This is a genomic window from Marinobacterium iners DSM 11526 (assembly GCF_900107855.1).
In the GTDB taxonomy this organism is placed as follows: domain Bacteria; phylum Pseudomonadota; class Gammaproteobacteria; order Pseudomonadales; family Balneatricaceae; genus Marinobacterium; species Marinobacterium iners.
The window spans coordinates 121,925-143,188 of the sequence record NZ_FNRJ01000008.1 but is presented as its reverse complement, the minus strand read 5'-3'; the positions used below and the strand labels follow the sequence as shown (position 1 = coordinate 143,188).

Here is a 21,264-nt window from a genome sequence, read left to right as displayed (position 1 = left end):
CATTAGAACAATAAGCAGGTTTCAGTATGGACAAGATCAGCTACAACGATTTCATCAAGGATTTCACGCCGGAATCGATCATACAGAACTTCGTGGGCGATTTTAACGCGGGGATCAATGTCTGCGAGGAGATCTGTGACCGTTGGGCCGACGACCCTGAAAAGGTTGCACTGCGCTATGAGCTTGCGGATGGCAGCGGCGGTGAAATGACTTTCCGCGAACTGATGCAGCGTTCTGCTCAGTTTGCCAACTTCCTGAAGTCTCAGGGGATTGGCAAGGGTGATCGCATCTCGGCCCTGCTGACCCGTACCCCCGAGTTGATGGTTGCTGTTCTGGGTGCACTGCGCGCCGGTGCCGTTTATCAGCCCATGTTTACCGCTTTTGGCTCGGGTGCCATTGAGTACCGGGTACAGAAAGCCGACACCAAACTGATTATTACCAATCCCGAACAGTGGTCGAAGCTGGCAGATGTGAAGGGGCTTCCCACAACCATGCTGGTGGCACAAGCCGGTCATCCGCTGGAAGGGGAGGCGGACTTCCTGTTCCAGTCGACACTGGATCAACAGTCGGATCAGTTTGAACCAGTAAAAATCGGCCCGGAAGATCCCTTCCTGCAGATGTTCACTTCCGGTACCACCGGCAAGTCGAAGGGGGTGACGGTTCCGGCCAAGGCGTTGTCGGCGTTCTATGTCTACATGCGCTATGCCATCGGTCTGCGTGATACCGACAACTTCTGGAACGTGGCTGACCCGGGCTGGGCGTATGGACTGTACTACGCCGTGGTGGGGCCGCTGTTGCTGGGTTGCACCACCCACTTCAATGAAGCCGGCTTTACCGCCGAAAACACCTTCGAGTTTCTGCGCAAGCACCGTATCACCAACCTGGCAGCCGCGCCCACGGCCTACCGCATGCTAAAGGCCAACGACAAACTGTTGAAAGACTATCCCGAGATCGATCTTCGGGTGGCCAACAGCGCTGGTGAGCCTCTGAACCCTGAAATCGTGAGCTGGGTACAGCGCGCCTTCGGCTGTCTGGTCTGCGACCAGTATGGTCAGACCGAGACCGGCATGACCTCTGCCAACTTCCATGAACTGGAACATCAGCTGCGCGATGCCAGCATGGGCTATCAGTTGCCGGGCTACCGTCTGGTGGCGCTGGATGCCAACTTCAATGAAGTGGCGGCGGGCGAAAGTGGCGAGCTGGCCATCGACATGGAAAATTCACCGCTCTATTTCTTCCAGGGGTATACCTGGGGTGAAAAAAGCCCGTACCACGGCAAGTACTACCTGACCGGTGACGTGGTGATCAACAACGGTGATGGCTCACATTCCTACACCGGACGTGATGACGACATCATCGCCTCTGCCGGATATCGCATCGGGCCTGCCGATGTGGAAAGCACGCTGCTGGAGCATGAGGCGGTGGTCGAGAGTGCCGTGGTGGGCAAGCCCGACGACAGTCGTGGTTTCATCGTTAAGGCCTATGTGGTGACACACCCGCATGTTGATGCCGATGATGTACTGGCTGAAACTCTGAAGCAGCATGTGCGCAATCGGCTTTCCACCCACGCCTTCCCGCGTGAAATCGAATTCGTGAACGATCTGCCCAAAACTTCAAGCGGCAAGATTCAACGTTTCCTTCTGCGTAAGCAGGCAGCTGAGGAAATGGCTTCTTAGTGAGCATTGAGGCCTTCGGGCCTCCTTTTTCCCCTTTGCTGCTGATCGATAAAGGTACTGAGATATGAAAATACTGGTCGCTGTTAAGCGTGTAATTGATTACAACGTCAAGGTGCGGGTCAAGTCCGACCGTTCGGATGTAGACTTGGCGAATGTCAAAATGTCCCTCAACCCATTTTGCGAAATCGCGGTGGAAGAGGCGGTACGCCTGAAAGAGGCCGGCAAGGCAGATGAAATCGTAGTCGTCTCTATTGGCAGCAAGGCCTGCCAGGAGCAGCTTCGTACCGCACTTGCACTGGGTGCTGATCGTGCCGTTCAGGTCGAGGTGCCGGATCAGCTGGACTCCCTGTCGGTAGCGCGCATTCTGCAGAAGCTGGCGGAAGAAGAATCAGCCGACCTGATTCTGCTGGGCAAGCAGGCGATCGACTCTGACAACAACCAGACCGGTCAGATGCTGGCCGCGCTGATGGATCGTCCGCAGGCAACCTTTGCGTCCGAAGTGGTGGTTGAAGGCGACAGCCTGAAGGTGACCCGCGAAATAGACGGCGGTCTGCAAACCCTGAATCTGAAACTGCCCGCAGTTGTGACCACTGACCTGCGTTTGAACGAGCCGCGCTATGCATCCCTGCCCAATATCATGAAGGCCAAGAAAAAGCCGCTGGATGTGAAAACTCCTGAAGAGCTGGGTGCACAGCTGGCTGCCGGTGTGCAGCTGATGAGCGTTGAGCCGCCGGCTGAGCGTCAGGCCGGTATCAAGGTTGGCTCGGTAGAAGAGCTGGTAGACAAACTGCGTAACGAAGCAAAGGTGGTCGCATGAGCATTCTGATCCTGACCGAACACGATAACCAGTCCCTCAAGCCGGTTACCCTGAGCCTGGTAACAGCCGCTCAGCAGATCGGGGGTGATATCGACCTGCTGGTAGCGGGCGAAAACTGTCAGGCTGTAGCCGATGCTGCGGCTGCCATTGCCGGTGTGCGCAAGGTGATCGTGGCGGATAATGCTGCTTATGCGCACCAGTTGGCTGAGAACGTCAGTAAACTGATGGCTGAGATCGCAGATGGTTACAGTCATATTCTGGCGCCGGGCACGACGACCGGTAAAAACATAGCGCCCCGTGTGGCAGCACTGCTGGGCGTGAACCAGCTGTCGGACATCATTGCGGTTGAGTCGCCCGATACCTTCAAGCGTCCGATCTATGCCGGCAACGCCATTGCAACCGTGAAGTCAGCGGATGCAGTCAAGGTGATGACGGTACGCGGCACCGCGTTCGATGCGGCGCAAGCCACGGGCGGCAGTGCAGCAATTGAGAGCTGCGGCGCCGTTCATCAGCATGCTGACGTGAGCTTTGTTGGCGAAGAGCTGGCCAAGTCAGATCGTCCCGAACTGACGGCTGCCTCGGTGGTCATCTCCGGTGGTCGTGGCATGGCCAACGGCGAAAACTTCGAGCTGCTGTACAAGGTCGCGGACAAGCTGGGTGCCGCGGTCGGTGCGTCCCGTGCCGCCGTCGATGCCGGCTTTGCGCCCAACGACATGCAGGTAGGGCAGACCGGCAAGATGGTTGCGCCAGAGCTGTACATCGCGGTGGGCATCTCCGGCGCCATTCAGCACCTGGCCGGCATGAAGGACTCCAAGATCATTGTGGCGATCAACAAGGATGAAGAGGCGCCGATCTTCCAGGTGGCCGACTATGGCCTGGTGGGTGATCTGTTTGAGGCGATGCCTGAACTGGAGAGCCGGCTCTGATCAGGGTATTCTTGCGGGAAAGTTGATCCGTTCAAGGAGATATGGACCCATGCTCTGCTTCATGAAACAGCGGTGCCGCCCCGGATGGTTGGCATCGCTTGCATTGACTGTAACCCTCGGCTTGACCGGCTGTGCTGTTTCCCCTACCGGTGAGCGAACCCTGCTGCTCAACTCCTCTACACAGATGAATGAGCTTGGCTCCCAGTCTTTTGAACAGATGAAAGAGAAAATCCCGATCGAGACCGATGCGCGTACCAACCGTTATGTGGAGTGTGTATCCGATGCGATCGTGATGCAGGTGCCCCGTAAATATGGCTACGCGCCACAGGATTGGGAGCTGGTGGTGTTCAAGGATAAGGCCGTTAATGCCTTTGCGCTGCCAGGCGGCAAAATCGGTGTTTACACCGGCATGCTTCAGGTGGCCAATACCCAGCATCAACTGGCCTCGGTGATCGGACATGAGGTGGCTCATGTGCTGGCACAGCACAGCAATGCGCGCATGAGTCAGCAACAGCTGACCCAGTTGGGGATAGTGGCAACCAGTATAGCTTTGGCGGATCGGGTGGACACAAAAACTCAGCAGGCCGCGGTCATGGCGCTGGGGCTTGGGGCTCAGTACGGCATTCTGCTGCCCTATAGCCGTAAACACGAATCAGAAGCGGACATGCTGGGGCAGGAGCTGATGGCCCAGGCCGGTTTTGACCCTCGCGAAGCGGTTACCCTGTGGCAGAAGATGGCGCAGAAGGGGGGCGCTGCACCACCGGAGCTGTTGTCTACCCACCCGGCACCTGGCACGCGTATCCGGCAACTGGATAGTCAGGTAAGCAAGTACATGCCGCTGTATCAGCAGGCATTGGCAGCTGGCCGCAAGCCTGACTGTGACCGGCTGAGGCCGCGCTGACACCAGGGTCACTGTACAAAAAAGGCCGCCTGCTGGAATGACAGGCGGCCTTTTTTCTGTCTGTTCTGTCAGTCGATCAGCCCATACTGGTCGCGCAGAATCGCGATGATTTCGGCTTTCGGGTTGTCAGACAGTTCGATGGGGTGGCCGACAACCTTTTCGGCAATGTCCAGGTAGGTACGCGACACGTCCATGAGCACCTCGGCCGGTAAGGCGTTGTCCCGGGCCAGCGCTTCACGTTCCGGCATGCGATCCTTGTTCAGCAGGATGTCCGGGTCAGGGAAGTGGTTCAGCAGCAGCTGGCGGAAGCCCTCTTTTGACTTCTCGATCACCTTGCCTTCACGGTAGGCAGGGCCGTCCCAGATGCGGGAGGAGTCCGGTGTGCCCACCTCATCCATGTAGATCAATTTCTCATTGCCGGCAGCATCGGTGACATAGCCAAACTCAAACTTGGTATCGACGAATACCTGATCCAGCTCGGCCAGCGCATTGCTGATGACGGCAAAGCCTTCCTTCAGCAGTTTCTCGTACTGATCCACATCCGCCGCAGAACGGAAGCCGAAAGCGGCGTAGTTGTCGACGATGTTGGCACGGGTGATATTAACGTCGTCCGCTTCAGGAACACCGGGAATACCGCGAAGGATACCCTTGGTGGACGGTGTCATCAGCAGTTCGGGCAGTTTTTGGTCCTTCTGCAGTCCCTCCGGCAGGGTAATGCCGCAGAACTCACGCTCGCCCTTGCTGTAGGCGCGCCACATGGAGCCGGTAATGTACTGGCGGCAGATTGCCTCGATCATCACTGGGCGGGCTTTCTGCACGATCCAGACGAAGGGATGCGGGATATCCAGAATATGGCTGTCAGCCAAACCCTGTTCGCGGAAGAGCCGGAACCAGTGGTTGGAAATGCTGTTCAGCGCAGCGCCCTTGCCGGGTACACCGTTGAGGCCGCCTTCACCGTGCCAGATACAGTCGAATGCCGAGATGCGATCGCTGATCACCATGATAGCCAGTGGTGCGTCAGGCGCCACGTTGTAGCCTTTCTCTTCGATCAGACGGCGGCTGTCGGCTTCGGTCAGCCAATAAACGGAGCGTACCTTACCGCTGTGAACGGGGCGGTCGGTACGGATCGGCAGGTCGTTGTTTACGGCCAGAACGGATTGGGCAAGGCTCATGGTGGCACAGGTCCTGTTAAGGGTTGAAAAACGAGGCAATTCTAGCATAAAGCCCGGTTAATCGATGACGATCAGCTTGCGCAGGTTCTGCAGCTCTTCGATTCGTTTGCGGGTCTCGGCGATAAACGCCTGACCTGCCGTATAACGTGCGATTTCGCCATCCTGATCAATCAGAAAGGCCTGTGTCATCACCTGCTGGCGTTGATCCAGCCAGCGATTCTGTACATCAACTTCGTGCCGCTGTGCCTTGGGTGGCAGGTAGTCCAGTGTGTCCTTGAATAGCAGATAGAGCTCAGCGTCATAAAGATAGGCAATGCTGGAAAGGGTTTCGTTTATCTCCAGCTGAGAACTGCCGTTTTCCTGCTGCTGCGTCAGTCGGGACTCAAGCTGATCCAGAGGCGCTTCCAGTGAAGGGTTCCAGTTCAGATCGGTCGCGGCCGGCAACGCCTGTTCAGACAGCGGTACAGGTGTTGTGGGTGTGGACTCGGCAATCACCGGTTCGCTACGAGGGGGCTTGGGTGTTGGCTGTGCAAAAGGCGCAGGCAGGCTCTCGCAACCACTCAGACCCAGTCCGGTGATCAGCAATATGGTGGCAGAGATGGAACGGGCACTCATTCAGTCGGCCTCTGGCGGTTCAAATAAAACGCCATTCTACCTGACATCGGTACCGAGACCAGCCCGTTTGCGCCTCGCCGGATAGGCTGTTAAGATTCGCGCCACTCTTGGGGGAGTAATCGTCTGAATGGCCCTGGCCATCAGAGTGACTGTCAACATAATTGAGCCTCATGCTCATGGCTGTCACGTCCTGTTCGGGATTGATGAGACCTGAGACACAACGCACTGTCCTGGCGGGCCGGTGTGGCGTGTCTTATGGAATCAACAGCCCGCCGGATGATATTTTATGGACGCTTTTCTGCCCTCGACCCTCGCGGTTGCCATCGCCGAAATTGGTGATAAAACCCAGCTTTTGACCCTCTTTCTTGCTGCCCGTTTCGCCCATCGTGGTGCGATTGTGATGGGTATTCTGGTTGCTACCCTGCTGAATCATGCGCTGTCTGCCTGGCTGGGTGCCTGGCTGGTACAGTGGATTCCCGACCAGTGGGTGCCCTGGATTATTGGTTTGAGCTTCATCGCAGTGGGGCTTTGGGTACTGATTCCCGATAAGGACGATGAAGACGGGGGCGCGGTGCTTAAGTACGGTGCCTTTGTCGCAACCTGTATTCTGTTTTTTCTGGCCGAAATCGGTGACAAGACTCAAATCGCCACGGTTATTCTGGCCGCACGCTATGACAGCCTGTTCTGGGTAGTGGTCGGTACGACGTTGGGCATGTTGCTGGCCAACGTGCCGGTGGCGTACGCCGGTAGCTGGCTGATGCAGAAAATACCGCTTAACGTTGCCCGCTGGGCCGCGTGTCTTCTGTTTGTGGGGCTTGGAGTCGCGACCCTGTTAACCTTAGACTCATTTTAATGTTCTATACTGCACGCACATTACCCACGACTGAAGTAAAAGGAGTGACTGATATGAGTTGGCACAAACTGATTGCCCCGGCGGTATTGGCATCGGCCGTTGTCCTGACAGGTTGCAGCGATGACAGCGCATCTGATGAAAAGACAAACGGTGCGGCACCCGCCAGCCAGCAAGGCTCCACCGCAATGGATGAACTGAAGAAAGAAGCGGGTGAAACCATGGATGCAGCGGGCAAAGTGGCCTCTGAAGCCGGGGAAGAGGTTCGCAGCACAACCTCTGAAATGGTGGACAAGGCCGCTGAAGTGAGCGGGCAGGTGGAAGAAAAGGCCAAAGAGACCTATGAGCAGGTCAAGTCCGAGGCTGAAGAAATGGGCGAAAAGGCCGCAGAAACCACTGAAGAGATGACCGAAGCGGCGCGTCAGAAAATGGAAGAGATGCGGCAGGAAGAAGCGCCTGATTCAGACGCCAAAATGGACAGCTCTGAATCCAACTGATTAATGGCACCCCCGGCTTTGGCCGGGGGTGTCATGCTGCTGTCATCTTTCTCTGCTAGCGTTGCTGCCGGGTGTCTCCCTATACCAACAGGGAGCTTTCAATCTGTTGCAGGCTAGCAGGGGTCTGTCTTGAGCCTTCCTCCGTCCGAGTCACACGTTACGCCCTCGATGCTGCCGTGCGTTGGTATTGCCGGTTTTGCATTGCTGCTGGTGCTGGCTGTCTGGCTGCTCACGGTCTGGCAACTGGATGAGCTGCAGCGCCTCTATCAAATGCTCGAACAGGCCTGCCGGTCAGAGCCTGATCTCATGCTGAATTACCGTGAACAGCGTGATCTGTTTCTGGCGACCGTGCTGGGGCTTACCCTGATTGCCGTAAGTGGGCTGGGTTGGCTGCTATGGACGCTGCGCAGACGTGATGAGTATCTGCAGGCGCTGCAACGCTCGGAAACTCGAAATCTCAAGCTGCTTAACTCCCTGCGTAACGAACATCAGCATATTCTGGAAGCGGCATCCCGCGATCATCTGACGGGGCTGTATAACCGTCGTCTCTTTATGGAGCTGGCACACTCACATCTGCTGGGTTCAAAACGGCAGGGTCGATTTGCCGCTGTCTGCTTTATTGACCTGGACCGCTTCAAACTGATCAATGACACCTTGGGCCATAAGGTGGGTGATCTGCTGTTGCAGGAGGTTGCCAGACGGCTGGATACAGGGTTGCGAGAGAGCGATATCGTGAGCCGCTTCGGTGGAGACGAGTTTGTGGTGATGCTGACTGAAGTTCGCCGACATGAAGATGTGGAAACCTGTGCCCGGCATCTGGTAGAGGCTCTGTCAGCGCCCTATGCCGATTTGGAAAGTCATGGGCTCAGTACAAGCCCGAGTATCGGTGTCGCCGTGTCGCCCCGAGATGGGGTGGATATCGAAACCTTGGTAAAGCACGCCGATATGGCGATGTATCGTGCCAAACGCTCAGGCCGGGGGCAGTTTGCCTTCTATGATCCGCGGCAGGGCAATGAATCGGGCAGCAAACCCGACCTGTCGCTGTTGTCGCTGCAGGCACTGCAACACCAACTGCGCGTACACTACCAGCCCTGCATCAGCCTGCGTGGCTATATGACGACCGGGTTTGAAGCGTTGGTGCGCTGGGATTGCCCAGGACATGGGCTGATTGAGCCCGATGGCTTTCTTGATGTTGCAAAGGCTCGGGGGTTGATGCCCGAGCTTGGCTACCGGGTGTTGGAGCAGGTGGTGCACCAGCTGAGCCAATGGCAGGAGCAAGGCCTCGAGTTGCTGCCGGTTTCGGTCAACCTGGGTCTGGCTCAGCTGCAGAATCCTGAACTGGTTGACTGGTTACGGGAGCGGCTCAACCATTACCGAGTGGCTCCTGGCCTGATTCAGATTGAGATCAATGACCAGTTTCTGGATCAGCTTGGGCCGATCGAGATACGTCTGCTTGAAGCACTCTATGGCCTTGGGCTGGAGCTGGTGATTGATGACTTTGGTTGCAGTGAAATCGGGCTGGAACATGACCGGCTGGAGGGTGTGCACTTTAGCCGTATCAAGATCGAGCGCAGCTTCATACAAAGTATCCGCAACAGTTATGACGACAACGTGATACTGACTTCCATTGCGGCGGTGGCTCGACGCAAGGGAATGCAGGTGGCAGCCAAGGGGGTCGAGACACCGGACCAGCTGGTGTGCCTGAAGTTATCCGGTTGTGATGAAGTACAGGGTTTCTTTTTCAGCCGTGCTCTCAGCGCTGAAGACGTCAGCCGCTATCTGATCAATCCTCGGTTCAGCGTCCCCTTTGCAGACGTGGATGCTGAGCGGCCCGATCAGGAAGAGGCTTTGCTTCAGCCTCTATCCTGATCAGGCACCGCCTCCCGCAGCCCCAGCTCTGAGCAGCTGTACAGAGCCTTCAGACTGTTACGTGTAAGCTGATCCAACTGTTGCAGGTTCTCTTGTGTTGCGGCTTGTTGCTCCAGGTCTCGGCTAAGTCGAGCGGCCTGCTGCAGACCGAAGTTGCTCAGTGTTCCGGCCAGTTTATGCAGTAATATCGGGCGCATTTCCGAATCGGCTGCATCGAGCTGCTGCAGCAGTTCAAGACACTGCTCCTGCATTTGTTGGCACAGGGCGGTGAAGCGATCGCTGCCCAGCATCTGACGATGTTGCTGCAGCAGGCCAAGGTTGAGTAAGGGATCTTCGCTGTCGCGACTGAGCGTGGGTAACTGATCCCTGGCCGGCGTATCCCGAAGCAAGCGATTAAGTTCGTCGAACTGCAGCGGCTTGCTGACAACAGCGTCCATACCCGCCTGTTGGTAGAGCCGCATTTCGGCGGGTGTGACCGATGCGGTCAGGGCGATGATGCGTACGGCTGCACGGGAAGGCTCAGGGTGGTTGCGCATCCGGCGTGTGGTTTCGATACCGTCCATATCCGGCAGGTGGATATCCATCAGCACCAGGTCATAGTCATGATCATTGTGCATCGACAGGGCGGTGTAGCCATCGTCCGCCACACTGACGCTGTGTCCTTCTGACTCAAGCAGGCCAACCGTGACCTGCTGATTGATTGGGGTGTCCTCCACCAGCAGAATATCCAGTCGTGCCTTCTCTTCCAGCGTCCCAGCAGGTTCGATACTTGGCGGCGGGAGTGCGCTGCCGCTGGTGACGGTATATTCCAACTCAGCCCAGAAGCGGCTGCCTTGACCGGCGTGGCTGTCAAAACCGATCTGGCCTGCCTGCAGCTCGACCAACCGTTTGCAGATCGACAGCCCCAGTCCGGTGCCGCCAAAACGGCGTGTAATTGAGCTGTCCGCCTGACTGAAATGCATGAAGATGCGAGAGTGAGCCGACTTAGGGATACCGATGCCGGTGTCCTCCACTTCAAACCGCAAACGGCAGTGTTCCTGCTGTTTATCAAGGACACGCACCTTGATCAGGACATAGCCTTCCTGGGTGAATTTGAGGGCGTTGGTACATAGGTTCAACAGGATCTGGTTGAGGGCGCGGGCATCACCGATGACACGCTCCGGCAGGTCCTGTTCCAGACGCAGAATCAGATCGAGCTGCTTTTCCTGCGCCATAGGCAACAGCAGCTGGCGCAGTTGCTCCAGCTGTTCAACCAGGTTAAAAGGCGTCCGTTCCAGCTCCATCTGTCCGGCCTCGATTTTGGTGAAGTCGAGCACATCGTTGAGGATGGTCAGCAGAGACTGTCCCGAGCGGTAGATGGAGTCGACCTGTTGTTGTTGTGCCGGGCTCAGACCTGAGCGCATCAGCAATTGAGCCATACCGAGAATGCCATTCATCGGAGTGCGAATTTCATGACTCATGGTGGCGAGGAAATGGCTCTTGGCCTCGCTGGCCGCTTCGGCCTTCTCGCGCGCAATCTCCGCCTGCTCTTTGGCCTTGCGTTCACTGATATCGGTCAGTGAGCCTTCGTAATATTTCAGCTGACCCTGCTCATCGGTAATGCGATGGGCTGAGATGGAGATATAAACCTCGGAGCGATCACGCCGGCGCCAGCGCGTCTCGAAGCGCAGCACTCGCTCCTGTCGATTGAGCAGGGCAAGAAATCGACGGCAGTCCTCGCGGTCGATGAAGCAGTCACGAATGACATCGGTGACCGAGTTCAGAAACTGGGAGGCACTGTCATATCCCAGCAACCTCACCAGTGCCGGGTTGGCGGAGATGAAGCGGCCACGCCGATCGATTCTGAAAATGCCCTCGCTGGAGTTTTCGAACAGTGAGCGGTACTCCCGCTCGGACTGCTCCAGACTCTGGTACAGTTTGGCATTTTCAATCGAGATGGCGGCCTGCGCCGCCAGTATCTGCAGAGTCTTGAGTCGGTCGCGGTTGAAGATGTCACGGCTCTGTGAATGCTCCAGATAGAGAATGGCAGTCAGTTCACCGTGGTACAGAATCGGGATGGCCAGCAGCGATTTGGGCAGGTGGTGGCGGATATAGCTGTCCTGCTGGAACATCTGATGCTCAACCGCGTTACCCAGCACGACGTCATCCTTGGTGCGCGCAACATAGTTGATGATGCTCAGTGGCAGCAGGCTGCCGCTTTGTTCCAGTGGCAGAACGTTAAACAGCGTTGGTGGCTGATTAAGACAGATTTCCGCTTCCAGGTAGAGGTTCTGTTGCCGGCGCAGAATCAGAATTGCCCGCTGGGCACCGGCATTCTGCAGTGCGAGCCGCATCAGTCGTTCCAGCAACCGTTCCAGTACAATTTCATCTGAAATCGCCTGCGAGGCATGAATCACGGAGGTGATGTCGAAAGCCTGATTGTCCAGCGACTGCCCGTTGTCGGAACGGCTGCTGAACGGTTCGGGACGCACCTGGCGCAGCGGCCGTTCGGGTTCAAACGCGTAGCGCCTGAGCATCTGCTCCAGCTTGGCACGTCCGCCCCAGTCGGCATAACGCTCCCAGGCATCCTGCAGGTACGAGCGGGCCACGCCAGGTTTGTCCCACTCAAGATAGAATTGTCCGGCGAGTTCACAGGCGAGCGCTTCTTCCAGCAGAAAGCCTTGCTGACGAGCATGCTCAATCGCCTGCTCGTACAGATCCATCGCCTTGCTGTACTGTTTTTGGCTGCGATACAGTTCTGCCTGCAGCAGGTCGACGTGGTGACGCTGGTTTTCCGGCGCGTGACGCGCCAGTTTGCGCAGACGCTTGAGGGTCTTGTTCACTTTCTGCAACCGTGCCGGCTGCTGCAGTATGCTGGTGCGTGGCAGCAGCGCCAGAATGCTCAGTGAGTTCAGCAATGACAGCCAGGGCGCGGTAAATGTCCCGCTGATGGATGAGCGCAGGGCATCACCGGCTTCGCTGTGGGTATAGGCCAGCTCGTACTCGCCGAACAGGTAGCAGAGCAGTGCCTTGTAGAAATGGTGCAGGCTGATGGCAGTACGGTGGTTTTCCCGTTCCAGCTCGGCCAGGTCGCGTTCTTCCTGATAGAAATGGCCATCGAGCCGCGTCGGGTCACTGTTCTGGCCGCGCAGGTTTTCCATGGTCTGAAGCGTAAACAGGGAGTACTGCAGCGACTGCTGCTGTCCCGACTGCTCAAGCCAGCGAGCATACTGTTCCAGCCGTGGCTGCAATTCGTCCAAGTTGCGGCACAGCGGGAAGGCGTACTGGATGTAGGCGGCCAGTGCGTAGGCCCCCCATTCCATATCGCCACAGTCCAGTGCCAGCTGATGCGCTTTGAGCAGCGACTCCATGCAATGCTGCAACGGTTCGCGGTAGTGGCGAATATAACAATCAAACAGCGACAGAGTGCGGTGGTGAGTGGGCGTGGAGGGCAGTTGTGCATCCAGTTCCAGTGCCATCTGGCCGAGTCGGTAACCCTGCTCAATCGCCTGGAACTGGCCACACAGCACGCCACCGTACCCGGCAAAGGCAAGTGCGGAAGAGGGGCTAAGGCCATGTTTGAGTGTCAGTTCAACCTGACGCGCCATCACCAGCGGGCGCAGCTCGGAGCTTGAGAACTTGATGGCACCGAACATGCTGGCGAGTATCGGCATGGCGGCCAGCAGCTGTGGGGATTCCATGGCCGGCAGTTGAACAACCTTTTCAGGTGGCTGTCGGCGCAGTAGCCACTGGGTGCGTGCCACCGCCCTGAGCAACTGGCCGGTGCCGGGACGAGAAGGAATCCGCACACCCAGTTGGTTGAGCAGCTCCAGCGCAGTTTCAAGCGCCATGTGAAAGCGATTGTTGGCGACCTGTGACTGGATGCGGATCTCGAATACCCGTACCCGGTCCAGCAGTGTTTGTGCATGTGTCTCGACTGCATTAATCAGTTGCTGCATCCGCTCCTGCTGGCCCTTGATGTGGGCAATGCCGGCAGCGGATGTGTGCAGTTCAAGCGCCAGGCTGTAGCTTTCCTGCCAAGCGTTTTCCGGCAGCAGCTCCAGTCCTGTGCTGAGGTAGTCGAGTGCGGAATCGAATGCAGCGGCTTCCCGGGCGCGAAGCCCTGCGCGCAGGTTGAGGTTGGCCAGTCGTATGCGTTGGGTCGGTGTATCCAGAAGACGTCGTGCCTGATTCAGATGGTTGCTGATTTCAAAAATGCGAGCATCGATCTCGTCGGGTCGCAGGCTGTTTTCCAGCTGGCGGCCAATCTGAAGGTGCAGGGCTTCCAGCTCATCATCGTGAATCAGGGAGTAGGCCGCCTGCTGGACACGGTCATGCACGAAGCGATAGCGGGTGCGGCCTGGGTTCATGTTCTGGAACAGACGGTAGCTGTCATCCTGCGGCACGATGAGGCCTTCGGTGAGCGCGGGCCAGAGTTGGTCGGCGGCTTGACGCGGTTCGAGGCCGCTGACCACCACCAGTGTACGCAGATTGAAGCTGCTGCCGATACAGGCTGCCAGCGGCAAGACAGCCTGAGTATTCGCGGGCAGTCGCTGAATTTTACTGACCATCAACTGGATGACGTTGTCGGTCATCTCCTGAGACCGGATAGCCTGCTCATCCCACTGCCAACGCTGTTCACGGAAGCAGATCAGGCCGTCCTGGTGCAGGGAGTGCAGAAACTGGCTCAGAAAGAAGGGATTACCCTGGGTTTTTTCGCTGCACGCTTCGGCCAGTGAGCGACACTCATTCAGGTCGGCCCGCAGTGTATCGGCAATCAACTGATTGACCTGGTCCGGACTCAGGGGTTCCAGTGCCAGCTCTACCGGCGGCAATATGGAGTTGTGCAACCGCTCAAGGCTGGTGCGCAGCGGATGAGTGGCGCCCAGTTCATGGTCGCGAAAGCTGCCGATGAGCAAAAGTCTGGGCGGGTCGATTACGCCTGCCAGGGTCTCGATCAGATGCAGAGAGGCCAGATCAGCCCAATGGAGGTCATCCAGAAACAGCACCAGAGGTCGTTCGGGGGAAGCAAAAACGCGCAACATCTGGATGAAGATGCGGGAAAAACGGTTCTGTTCTTCAGCTGCCGACAAGGGCGGTGCGTCCGGCTGACTGCCGATGATCAACTCCAGTTCGGGGATCAGCTTCAACAAAATCTGGGCATGGTTGCCGACACTGTCCAGCAACTGTTCACGCCAGCGTGCAATGCGAATCTCGGGTTCTGTCAGTAGCTGGCGTACCAGCCCCTGCAGTGCCTGGAAAATGGCGAAGTAGGGGCGATTGCGTCGAAACTGGTCGAATTTTCCACTGCTGAAACTGCCACCCTTCTGGTTGACGTACTGGCGCAGCTCGTGCACTAGACTGGTCTTGCCCACGCCTGCATAGCCCGTGATCAATACCAGCGGGCTTTGTCCATCACGGCAACCATCATACAGTCGGTGCAGTTGTTCCAGCACCGCTTCTCGTCCATAGAGCCGCTGTGGAATCTGGAACCTGGCTGAAAGATCCTGCTCGCCCGGTGTGAAATCCAGCTCATGCTCGCCACGCTGGTGTGCCTGCAGGCAGAAGCGCAGGTCATGCACCAGGCCGACGCTGGATTGATAGCGCTGGGCGGCGTCCTTGGACAGCAGTTTGAGAATGACCTGCGACAGCATCTGCGGCAGCTGCGGGTTGATCTCATGCGGCGGTGCAGGTTGCTTGGCGATGTGATCATGCACCAGTGCCATGCCATCGTCGCTGACAAAGGGCGGGCGCCCGGTCATCAGCTCGTACAGTGTGGCGCCGAGACTGTAATAGTCGCTGCGGTAGTCGATATTGCGGTTGATACGTCCGCTCTGCTCCGGAGCGATATAGGCAAGGCCGCCGTCACCGAGTTCCGGTGTGTTCCAGCTGGCCTGCTCGCGGCTGAGGCCGGTGCTGAGGGAAAAGCCGATCAACTCGACCAGACCGGTGTCGGGGTTGAACAGCAGGTGATCAGGATTCACCTGCTTATGAATAACGCCTGCTTCGTGCAGCTTTCCCAACAGGGTACTAATGCGGATCGCCACTGACAGCCACTGGGACCAGTTGAGCTGCTGCTCAGCCAGCAGTTGCCGCAGTGAAGCCGAGCCAGAGTCGGTAAAAAGGGCCGCGGGTCCGGTTTCCAGCTGGATCAGCTCAAGCGGACGCACAATGCCAATAATGTCCAGCCGTGACAGCATCTCGAACTCATGCTGCAACCGGCTCAGGCGTTCGCGGCTGCAGTGGCTGCGGTACAGTTGCTTGATTACCACCGCTGCACCGTCTTTAAGCCGGACGGCGCGGCTGACGGTGCAGCCCGGGCTCTGGTGCAGTCGGCGCAGAACCCGGTAGCCTTCAGGGACACTCATGGGCTGATGTCACCGGCAAACATGTAGCCGGCACCGTGGGCGGTCAGAATCAATTGAGGGTTGGATGGATTGTCACCGAGCTTGCGTCGCAACCGCCCGATCAACACATCAACCGAGCGATCATTGGGGGTCCACTCACGGTCGTGAATTGCATCCATTAACTGATCCCTGGACAGCACTTGCCCGGGGTGGTTGATCAGAGCCTGCAGCAGCTTGAACTCGCCTTCGGGCAGGCGCTCATGTTCACCTTCAGGGCTGGTCAGCTGGCGCTTGTGCGGGTCCAACACCCAGCCCTCGAACTGGTAGCCGGCTGGGCCTCTTCGGTCACTGGCGCCACTGCCGCCGCGCGCGCTGAAAATGCGCCACAGAAGGTTTTTCGCGCGCACCAACAATTCACGCGGGTTGAACGGCTTGGTCACATAATCATCAGCGCCCAGCTCGAGCCCGACGATGCGGTCGATCTCATCCCCCTTGCTGGTAACCAGAATGATTCCGACACTGGAGCTGGCCCGTAACTCACGCGTGACTGTGAGTCCATCCTTGCCGGGCAGGCTGATATCCAGCAGCACCAGATCGATCTGCTCCTGCACCACACGTTCGCAGAGATCATCAGCCTGGTCGGACTCGGACACATGGTAGCCTTCATTTTCGAAGTAGCTCACCAACAGTGACCGTGAGGCAATATCATCTTCGACAATCAGGATATGTGCGTGGGATGGGGCTATATTCATGGGTGTTGGGCATCTCTGGGCAAACTCGACAGGTGCAATATCAACTGCAGCACAGAAAAGTAAAAGGGCTTTTTACATCCTGTTACATCTGTGCACAACTTAACACAAATCCTCAGAATTTCATTTACATGACGGGGTTAGTTTAGCTACACGCACTGAAGCAGCCTGGCGACAATTGACGTTTTGACTGCTCCGGCGAAAACAGGATCCCATCTCAAGTGAGGGAGTGATGGCATTGAGTAATAATAATTCCAAGCGTGCGGTACTCGGCACCGGTGCTCTGGCCCTGGCGGGACTGGTCAGTATGCCGTTGCAGGCCGCAGACGCAGAGCAGATAATCAGGGACCGTTGCCTGGCTTGTCATACCGAGTCAGGTGATTCAGCGGCACCGACCTTCTCCCGTATCAGTGAGCAGCGCAAAACGCCGGAAGGCTGGCAGATGACGCTGAACCGTATGATCCACCTGCGTGATCTCGAAATCAGCGCAGAGGAAAAACGGGTACTGATCAAATACCTGTCTGACAAGCAGGGGCTGGCCCCGTCTGAGGCCGCCCCCTATCGCTATTTGCTGGAGCAGGATACCAACCTGGTGGAAGCCGGCGCGGATCAACATCTGGTCGAAACCTGTGCCCGCTGTCACTCCGAAGCGCGCTCGGGACTGCAGCGTCGTGCCAAGGATGAGTGGAAGATGCTGGTCGACTTCCATATGGCCCAGTTCCCTGGGATTGAGCTGCACGCCGGCTCACGTGACCGTCCCTGGTATCAGATTGCCACCACTCAGACCGTCGATACCCTGTTCGAGAAGTATCCGCTGGTCACCGAAGAGTGGAATAACTGGAAGAAAGCCGATAAGGCCGACGTCATGGGTCGCTGGCGTGTGACCGGTTACATTCCCGAGAAGGGCGAATTTGACGCCTGGATGAGTACTGCCAAAACCGGCGATGGTCGATATGACCTGACGCTGGAAGGTCACTATGCCGATGGCACCGTGCTCAGCGGTACGGGCAAAGCGACTGTTTACACCGGTTACGAATGGCGTGCCTCCGTCACCATTGATGATGTGAAAATGCGTCAGGTGATGGCGCTGGACGCGAATGGTCAGATGGAAGGTCGCATGTTCCTCGCTACCGAACGGGAGATCGGCGGGGCACTTAATGCCGTGAAGGATCAGGGCATGGGTCAACTGGTTGCGGTTCAGCCTTCCTATCTGCGCAGCGGTGAAAGCGCCGAGCTGACACTGATTGGTGCCGGCCTCAAGGGTGATATCGATCTTGGCGAAGGTGTCACGGTCGAGAAAATCGTTGCCCGCGGCGATGACCGCATCACGCTGGTAGCCAAGGCAACCGGGGCAGAAGGTCCACGTACCATTAAGGTCGGCAAGGCGATCAATAACGCTGCCCTGAATGTCTACAGCACGCTGGCGCGTGTTGACGTGACGCCGGCCAATGCGGTCACCCGTATCGGTGGCGCCGGCAGTGAGATGGAAAAGGTGCGTGCCACCTATCGTGCCGTGGGCTACAGCGCTGGTGCTGACGGTAAGCCTGGCACCGATGACGATCTGCGCCTGGGCTACATGCCGGCCAGCTGGTCAATCCTGCCGGCCGATGAAGTGGCTGAGCATGACAAGGATCACCTCTATGCGGGTCAGATCAATGCGGCCGGTATCTTTGTACCCGGTGACGCAGGGCCAAACCCTGAGCGCAAGATGTCGGCCAACAACGTGGGTCGCCTGAAAGTGGTGGCAACGGTGAACGATGGCGCCAGTAAAGTCGATGGTGAAGGCAGCATGCTGGTTGCCGTGCCTGACTTTGTCCGTCGCGTGCTCGACTGAGCCAAAAGCCGGAACAGCCACCGAGATACGATAATAAAGAGGTGATTATGGGTGCCATGACGCTGGTGAAACCGAATCTGCACAGGGTTGATGTTGATGCCCGTCAGATGCTGTTTCATATTCCAAGCAGCAGCATTTTTGAGCTTGATGGCTTGAGTCGAGAGCTGCTGGCGCTGTTCGACAGCCATGACCAGGTGACTCCCGAATACCTGGCCCCGCTGTGTGAGCGCTACTCTCAGCAGGAGGTGTCTGAGGCTCTGGAGGAACTGCTGACGCTGGAGGTGATCTCCGAGTCAGGAGCGGTAGCCAGAATCAACCCTGAACCGCAGAAGGTCAGCAAGTTCCCGCTGACCACCGTTGTGCTCAACGTCAACACCGGTTGCAACCTGAGCTGTACCTACTGTTACAAGGAAGATCTGACTACCCCATCCAAGGGGGAAAAGATGGCCCTTGAAACCGCGATTCAATCAGTGGAAATGCTGCTGCGAGAGTCGCCGGATCAGCGCAACTACAACGTGGTGTTCTTCGGCGGTGAGCCGCTCTCCAACATGCCACTAATACGTGAGATGGTGGCGTACTGCGAGAAGCGTTTCGCCGAGCACGGTGCCACGGTGGATTTCACCATGACCACCAACGCGACCTTGCTGACCGAAGAGCTGGTTGACTGGTTCAACGAGCACCGCTTTGGCCTGACCATCTCCATGGATGGGCCCAAGGCGATGCACGACAAGAACCGCATAACGGTTGGCGGTCAGGGCACCTACGATGTGGTGCGGCGCAAGGTGGAGATGCTGCTCAAGCGCTATACCGCGCGCCCGATCGGTTGCCGCGTCACATTGACGCGTGGCATTACCGATGTGGAGCGGATCTATGATCACCTCAGCGGCGAGCTGGGCTTCTTCGAGGTGGGCTTTGGCCCGGTTACCTCAGGCGATATTGCCGAATTCAACCTGACCGGTGAAGAGCTGGTTGAGGTGTTTGCCGGCATGAAGCGACTGGGACAGCGTTACCTCGAAGCGGCGCTGCGCAATGAAAACTTCGGCTACGGCAACATGCACCAGCTGATTACCGACATGTACGAGGGCAACAAGAAACTGGTGCCCTGTGGTGCCGGGCTCAAGCTGCTGGCGGTGGACAAGGATGGCGGGCTTAACCTCTGTCATCGATTCACCGGCTCTGACCTGCCCACGTTCGGTGATGTCGAGAAAGGGATTGACCGTGCTGCGCTGGGCCAGTTCATCGAGCAGCGTCTGGACCGTACCGACACCGGTTGCTCGACCTGCCGCATCCGTAACCTCTGTTCCGGTGGCTGTTATCACGAAAGCTATGCCAAATATGGAGATCCGACGCATCCTTCCTACCACTACTGTGACCTGATGCGAGACTGGGTCGATTTCGGCGTGGAAGTGTATTCGCGGATCATGCTTGAGAACCCCGGGTTCTTCGAAGCATACGTCTCTCCGAGGAGGAGTGCCTGATATGAAACATTTGAAGTCTCTGAACAAAAAAGCACAGCTGATCAACCAGTCCGTGAGCCCGGACGAGGTCGAAGACGTTGTAGCCATGCAAACGGTAGTGGGCTGTACTGCTACCACTGACCCGGGCTGGGAACTGGATCCCTTCGGTGGACTGGGCTCGCTCTGTCAGCCGATGGAAGCGGATCTGTACGGATGTGCTGATGCCTGCTGGTGGCCGGCTCAGGTACCCGACACCATGAACACCTATCCGGACTGGAACAAGGATGTGGCGAAGGCCACGCAGGACTGGCGCAAGCTGGACGGTATCTTTGAGGATGGTGAATAAGGGAGCCTGGCAATGAAAATAAGTAAACTGTTCAAATCGACCGCTCTGGCCGGCTCTTTGGGTACGGCAGCCCTGCTCAGTGCAGTGGCGCCGGCGGCCGCGGCTGCGCAGGAATACCTGCTGACCGTGACCCGTCCGGGTCATCTGCATGTGATCGACATGAAAACCAACAAAGTCGAGCGCACCTGCGACATTCCGGGCAACTTCGGCTCTGGCTCCATTGCCCCGTCACCGGACGGCAAGATCGCCTACGTGCTCAGCAATGGCATGGAGGATGTGTACGGGTTCGATATTCGTACCTGTGAGATCACCTTCCATGCGGCTCAGTCCACGCCGACGCTGAAAGTGAAAAGCTTCCAGTCACTGGCAGTCAGTGCTGACGGAAAAGAAGTGTATACGGTTCAGAACCCGTTTGGGCTGAAACGTGACCGATTCACCGTTGAGCAACCTCGCCTGGCGGTGTTTAACGTGGCGGATGGCGTGGGTGCCAAACCGGTGCGGACATTCCCCGTTGAGCGACGTATCACCAAAATTGCAGCCACTGCAAAGGGTGAGGTCATTCTGGGTGGGGCTGATGTAAAAGCGATCGACCCGAAAACCGGCGATATTCGTATGGTGACTCCGCTGCAGAATTGGGAGAAAGGGCCCCTGTGGCTGCCGCCCGATGCCTTTGCAATGCACTCTCAGGGTGAGCAGAGCAACGAATACATCATGCCGTACTCGACAGCCAAGTTCGATTCCGAAGAATGGAACTTCGAAACGGCCGAATGGTGGTGGGGCATGAGCCGCGTTAATCTGGAAACGGGGGAAGCTACGCGTCAGGAGATATTCCCGTTTGAGTTCATCATCTTTAACTTCATCTCTGATCCGCGTGATCCGAACATCCTTTACGGGTCATTTAACACGTTGTCCAAACATGATCTGCGCACGGGAGAAACGTTGGCGCTGCATGAAATGGAGCACACCTACTACAACCTGAACATCTCCGCGGATGGTAAAACCATCTACGTAGGTGGAACAGCGAATGACATCTCGATCCATGATTCAGAAACACTGGATAAGATCGGCTCCATTGAACTCAGTGGTGACATGACCACCTCTGACCTGCGTGTGGCCACCATCAGAGACTGATATCTGATCAGGCCCTCAATCAGGTATAGTCAACGGGAGGCGCCGGTAACGGTCCTCCCGTTTTTCGTTTATAAACAGGATGCAAGGAAAGGCTCACC

15 protein-coding genes are annotated in these 21,264 nt (G+C 57.2%); 11 read left to right on the top strand and 4 right to left on the bottom strand.

Translation table 11 applies throughout. From position 1 onward, the window contains the following. Nucleotides 1–26: 26 nt before the first annotated feature. The 4 genes from BLV48_RS10585 (at nucleotide 27) to BLV48_RS10570 (ending at nucleotide 4,320) form a co-directional block, all read left to right on the top strand. A complete protein-coding gene (locus tag BLV48_RS10585) occupies nucleotides 27–1,676 on the top strand; it encodes an AMP-binding protein (RefSeq protein ID WP_091826731.1) in 1,650 nt (549 codons plus the stop codon). 64 nt (nucleotides 1,677–1,740) lie between these two features. Further along, complete coding sequence (locus tag BLV48_RS10580) at nucleotides 1,741–2,493, top strand: electron transfer flavoprotein subunit beta/FixA family protein (RefSeq protein ID WP_091826729.1); 753 nt, start codon at nucleotides 1,741–1,743, stop codon at nucleotides 2,491–2,493. Next, nucleotides 2,490–3,419, top strand: a complete 930-nt coding sequence (locus tag BLV48_RS10575) for an electron transfer flavoprotein subunit alpha/FixB family protein (RefSeq protein ID WP_091826727.1) — start codon at nucleotides 2,490–2,492, stop codon at nucleotides 3,417–3,419. The genes BLV48_RS10580 and BLV48_RS10575 overlap by 4 nt, the downstream gene beginning before the upstream one ends. Before the next feature lie 49 nt (nucleotides 3,420–3,468). Next, nucleotides 3,469–4,320, top strand: coding sequence for a M48 family metallopeptidase (locus tag BLV48_RS10570; protein WP_254775018.1), 852 nt, complete (start codon nucleotides 3,469–3,471; stop codon nucleotides 4,318–4,320). A 68-nt stretch (nucleotides 4,321–4,388) separates the two neighbouring features. Here BLV48_RS10570 and BLV48_RS10565 read toward each other — a convergent pair whose 3' ends face one another. Both BLV48_RS10565 and BLV48_RS10560 read right to left on the bottom strand, forming a co-directional pair. Next, complete coding sequence (locus BLV48_RS10565) at nucleotides 4,389–5,492, bottom strand: phosphoribosylaminoimidazolesuccinocarboxamide synthase (RefSeq protein ID WP_091826725.1); 1,104 nt, start codon at nucleotides 5,490–5,492, stop codon at nucleotides 4,389–4,391. Nucleotides 5,493–5,549: 57 nt separating this feature from the next. Beyond that, nucleotides 5,550–6,107, bottom strand: coding sequence for a lysozyme inhibitor LprI family protein (locus tag BLV48_RS10560; RefSeq protein WP_091826723.1), 558 nt, complete (start codon nucleotides 6,105–6,107; stop codon nucleotides 5,550–5,552). A 286-nt stretch (nucleotides 6,108–6,393) separates the two neighbouring features. On the opposite strand from BLV48_RS10560, the gene BLV48_RS10555 reads away from it, so the two are divergent. From BLV48_RS10555 to BLV48_RS10545, 3 genes are all read left to right on the top strand, one after another. Continuing rightward, nucleotides 6,394–6,960: a TMEM165/GDT1 family protein gene (locus tag BLV48_RS10555; RefSeq protein ID WP_091826721.1), complete on the top strand. Its 567-nt coding sequence runs from the start codon at nucleotides 6,394–6,396 to the stop codon at nucleotides 6,958–6,960. Between the two features lie 53 nt (nucleotides 6,961–7,013). After that, nucleotides 7,014–7,454 (top strand): hypothetical protein, encoded by a 441-nt coding sequence (locus tag BLV48_RS10550; protein ID WP_091826719.1) that lies wholly within the window; start codon nucleotides 7,014–7,016, stop codon nucleotides 7,452–7,454. Between the two features lie 129 nt (nucleotides 7,455–7,583). After that, a complete protein-coding gene (locus BLV48_RS10545; protein ID WP_139253908.1) occupies nucleotides 7,584–9,323 on the top strand; it encodes a putative bifunctional diguanylate cyclase/phosphodiesterase in 1,740 nt (579 codons plus the stop codon). Here BLV48_RS10545 and BLV48_RS10540 read toward each other — a convergent pair. Together BLV48_RS10540 and BLV48_RS10535 are read right to left on the bottom strand one after the other, a co-directional pair. Beyond that, the gene (locus tag BLV48_RS10540; protein ID WP_091826715.1) at nucleotides 9,308–15,670 is read right to left on the bottom strand and encodes an AAA family ATPase; all 6,363 of its coding nucleotides are present in this window, start codon (nucleotides 15,668–15,670) and stop codon (nucleotides 9,308–9,310) included. The two genes, BLV48_RS10545 and BLV48_RS10540, sit on opposite strands and share 16 nt — an antisense overlap. Continuing rightward, nucleotides 15,667–16,401, bottom strand: coding sequence for a response regulator (locus BLV48_RS10535; RefSeq protein WP_091826713.1), 735 nt, complete (start codon nucleotides 16,399–16,401; stop codon nucleotides 15,667–15,669). The genes BLV48_RS10540 and BLV48_RS10535 overlap by 4 nt, the downstream gene beginning before the upstream one ends. 229 nt (nucleotides 16,402–16,630) lie before the next feature. Here BLV48_RS10535 and peaA point away from each other — a divergent pair, with 229 nt between their 5' ends. The 4 genes from peaA to peaD are packed head-to-tail and all read left to right on the top strand — an operon-like array spanning nucleotide 16,631 to nucleotide 21,166. Beyond that, nucleotides 16,631–18,232, top strand: coding sequence for a quinohemoprotein amine dehydrogenase subunit alpha (peaA, locus tag BLV48_RS10530; RefSeq protein ID WP_091826711.1), 1,602 nt, complete (start codon nucleotides 16,631–16,633; stop codon nucleotides 18,230–18,232). A 47-nt stretch (nucleotides 18,233–18,279) separates the two neighbouring features. Continuing rightward, nucleotides 18,280–19,710: a quinohemoprotein amine dehydrogenase maturation protein gene (gene peaB / locus BLV48_RS10525; protein ID WP_091826709.1), complete on the top strand. Its 1,431-nt coding sequence runs from the start codon at nucleotides 18,280–18,282 to the stop codon at nucleotides 19,708–19,710. A 1-nt stretch (nucleotide 19,711) separates the two neighbouring features. Beyond that, nucleotides 19,712–20,035, top strand: a complete 324-nt coding sequence (gene qhpC / locus BLV48_RS10520; RefSeq protein WP_091826707.1) for a quinohemoprotein amine dehydrogenase subunit gamma — start codon at nucleotides 19,712–19,714, stop codon at nucleotides 20,033–20,035. Between the two features lie 12 nt (nucleotides 20,036–20,047). Then, a complete protein-coding gene (gene peaD / locus BLV48_RS10515; RefSeq protein ID WP_091826705.1) occupies nucleotides 20,048–21,166 on the top strand; it encodes a quinohemoprotein amine dehydrogenase subunit beta in 1,119 nt (372 codons plus the stop codon). Nucleotides 21,167–21,264 lie beyond the last annotated feature (98 nt).